The following is a 3,256-nucleotide window of genomic DNA, read 5'->3' on the forward strand; positions in this document are numbered from 1 at the left end:
TACCATCCCGCAGGAAAAGAATAAAAATAAATGGGGTCAGTGCATTTTTGCACTGACCCCATTTGCTCGGAGCAAAAATGCACTGACCCCTCTTTTTACAAGCTAGGATGGACATGGTATAATACGGCATTGTTGTAATTCGTATGTGAGGAGAGATTTAAATGGAATGGAATGATTTGACAGAAGGTGCGAAAGCGGTTCTAGAGCAAACACGAAACATGAAAAACGACAATATTCAAATCGTTGAATTTGAGATTGGTTTTGAGCAAGAGTATGAAACGGGCGATGGAAGCTATACCGTATCCATTCAAGAGGAAGATTACGAAAACCTAAAACGTTACACCCAAGAAAATGAATATGGTGAAAAGTATCATATGGCTCGCAACAAAAATATCGTCAAAATCATCCTTTTGGAAAATGGGAAGATTCCTGATAATTTATCTGAGTATCCAGTGTTCCGCCAGTATAAAAAAGATGCCATTCTTAAAGACGATGAATTTGAGGTGGACGAAGCATAAGAAGAAACCTCCATTGCACCATGATAATGGAGGTTTTTTTCTCTCAATGACGAATAGATCGAAAGAACGGTCCTTATTGAATGAAAGAATTATGTTATAATTAAGAACTGAACTATGAGTGAAATGGGATTCACGCCCCCCCTTATCAGTTGCGTGGGAAGTGAACAAAGGAGAGTGTAACGAAAAATGAAAATTCAAGAAATTCGCGAATTGATTCGCGCTGTAGATCAATCAAGCTTAGATGAATTCAAGTTTGAACAAGATGGACTAAAACTTGTGTTAAAAAAGTACAAGGAAGCTGAAGCACAAGTTCAGCAAGTCGCTAATGCTGCTACTTCACAAAGTCAACCTACCGCTTCACCCCCATTAGCTCCACCTGTTCAGGAATCTGTTCAACCGACACCGGTAGAAACGCCAAAAGTTAGTGAGGCACCTAAAACAGAAGCAACCAATGTACATAAAATTACTTCTCCAATGGTTGGAACCTTTTATGCAGCTCCGTCACCTGATTCTGACCCTTATGTGAAAGTTGGGGATCAAGTAGATGAAGGGTCCGTTGTCTGCATTGTTGAAGCAATGAAACTGATGAACGAAATTGAGGCAGAAGTAAATGGAAAAATAGTTGAGATTCTAGTCGAGAATGGGGAGCTCGTAGAGTACGGTCAACCATTATTTGTCGTTGAGCCTCAAAAGTAGGGAGGGAAGAACGATGATAAAAAAGTTATTAATTGCGAACCGTGGGGAAATTGCTGTACGGATCATTCGAGCGTGTCGAGAGCTAGGCATTGAAACGGTTGCCGTTTATTCAGAAGCTGACAAAGACTCTCTGCATGTGAGGTTAGCAGATGAAGCGTATTGCATTGGACCAACCCCATCGCCAAAAAGTTACTTGAACTTTACAAACATTATGAGTGTGGCAACATTAACTGGTGTAGATGCGATTCATCCGGGGTATGGTTTTTTAGCAGAGAACGCTGATTTTGCTGAGATTTGTACGGCATGCAATATTACCTTTGTAGGACCTAGCCCTGAGGCGATTAATCGAATGGGAACAAAGGATGTAGCGCGTGAAACAATGAAAAAAGCAGGCGTGCCAATTGTGCCAGGCTCAGAAGGGATCATTGAAAACGCAGAAGAAGGATTAAAAATTGCTCAAGAGATTGGGTTCCCTGTAATTATTAAAGCAACGGCTGGCGGCGGTGGAAAAGGAATCCGTGTTGCTAGGAATGAAGAGGAGCTTAAAAAGGGGATTAATATTACTCAGCAGGAAGCTGCTACAGCATTTGGAAATCCAGGTGTTTACATTGAAAAATATATTGAAGATTTCCGCCATGTTGAAATTCAAGTGTTAGCTGACAACCATGGTAACGTGGTCCATCTCGGAGAGCGAGATTGCAGCATCCAACGTAGACTTCAAAAGCTTCTTGAAGAAACGCCGTCCCCGGCTATAACGGAGGAAAAAAGAGCAGAAATGGGCGAAGCAGCTGTTGCTGCAGCGAAGGCGGTAAATTATTCAGGAGCAGGCACCGTTGAGTTTATTTATGACCATAATAATGGCCAGTTTTATTTTATGGAAATGAATACACGAATTCAAGTTGAGCATCCTGTTACGGAGATGGTTACAGGTGTTGACCTCATCAAAGAACAAATCTATGTGGCAGCAGGCAAGCCGTTGTCAATGAAGCAGGAAGATATTACGTTTAATGGCTGGGCGATCGAATGCCGCATTAACGCAGAAACACCTGAGAAAAATTTTATGCCATCTCCTGGGAAAATTACAAACTATTTAGCGCCAGGTGGATTAGGCGTACGTGTTGATTCTGCGGCTTATCCAGGTTATACGATTTCACCTTTCTACGATTCAATGATTGCAAAAGTCATTACATACGGAGCGACACGTGAAGAAGCCATTGCACGTATGAAACGAGCGCTTGCTGAATTTGAAATTGAAGGTATTAATACGACGATTCCTTTCCATTTGAGATTGTTAAACCATGAAACATTTGTTTCAGGCGATTTCAATACGAAGTTCCTTGAGCAGCATGATGTTATGAGTGTTTCTCTAAAAAAGCAGTAATTCGCCATGGAGGTGTAGGGAATGAACGAAAACCACATTCTTGATTTAGAAGAACAAAAGAACGATCTTGGGAAAGTGGAAATTTCACCTGAAGTCATAGAGGTAATCGCTGGTATTGCAGCATCGGAAGTTGATGGTGTCGCAACAATGAGAGGGAATTTTGCTTCAGGTGTGGCAGAAAGGCTTGGGCGCAAAAATCACGGCAAAGGTGTAAAAGTTGATCTGAGTGAAGATGGGATCATCGTAGATGTCTCTGTTGTGGTTACTTATGGAGTATCGGTACCAGAGGTTGCAAAAAAAATCCAAACAAACATTAAGCAGGCTCTGCAAACGATGACAGCCATCGAACTTGAGAGCATTAACGTCCATGTCGTTGGCGTGCAGTTTGAAACACAAGAACCATCGGAAGAAGAGCAATTATAGCAATATAAAAGATACAATCTAAAACGAGGCTGACTCAATTAACATAGATCCTCTACTGCAAATGTTAGGATGTAGCGACAATATGTGCTATACAGTTAACGGCAAGGAGGATTCTAATGAGTGAGCCTCGTTTTTTAGCTTGCAAAGCATTTTCGGTTGGAAAGAAGCAAAAAGTCATGATAGATAAGGAAAGAATATTGTGAAAACGAAGATTGACCGAAATGTTTTCTGTGATTGT

General features: G+C 41.2%; 4 protein-coding genes. All 4 read left to right on the plus strand.

Going from position 1 to position 3,256, the window contains the following annotated elements; all coding sequences use genetic code 11:
* The first annotated feature begins 161 nt into the window (after positions 1–161).
* Positions 162–518 carry a hypothetical protein gene (locus BLT_RS0106670; protein ID WP_017727011.1) on the plus strand — a complete coding sequence of 119 codons (357 nt, stop codon included), beginning with the start codon at positions 162–164 and terminating at the stop codon, positions 516–518.
* Positions 519–704: 186 nt separating this feature from the next.
* Positions 705–1,214 (plus strand): acetyl-CoA carboxylase biotin carboxyl carrier protein, encoded by a 510-nt coding sequence (gene accB / locus BLT_RS0106675; RefSeq protein ID WP_017727013.1) that lies wholly within the window; start codon positions 705–707, stop codon positions 1,212–1,214.
* Positions 1,215–1,227: 13 nt separating this feature from the next.
* A complete protein-coding gene (accC, locus tag BLT_RS0106680) occupies positions 1,228–2,595 on the plus strand; it encodes an acetyl-CoA carboxylase biotin carboxylase subunit (protein ID WP_017727014.1) in 1,368 nt (455 codons plus the stop codon).
* A gap of 21 nt (positions 2,596–2,616) precedes the next feature.
* Positions 2,617–3,018: an Asp23/Gls24 family envelope stress response protein gene (locus BLT_RS0106685; protein WP_017727015.1), complete on the plus strand. Its 402-nt coding sequence runs from the start codon at positions 2,617–2,619 to the stop codon at positions 3,016–3,018.
* Positions 3,019–3,256: the final 238 nt, after the last annotated feature.

The organism is Halalkalibacterium ligniniphilum (assembly GCF_000334155.1).
Taxonomy (GTDB): domain Bacteria; phylum Bacillota; class Bacilli; order Bacillales; family Bacillaceae_D; genus Halalkalibacterium; species Halalkalibacterium ligniniphilum.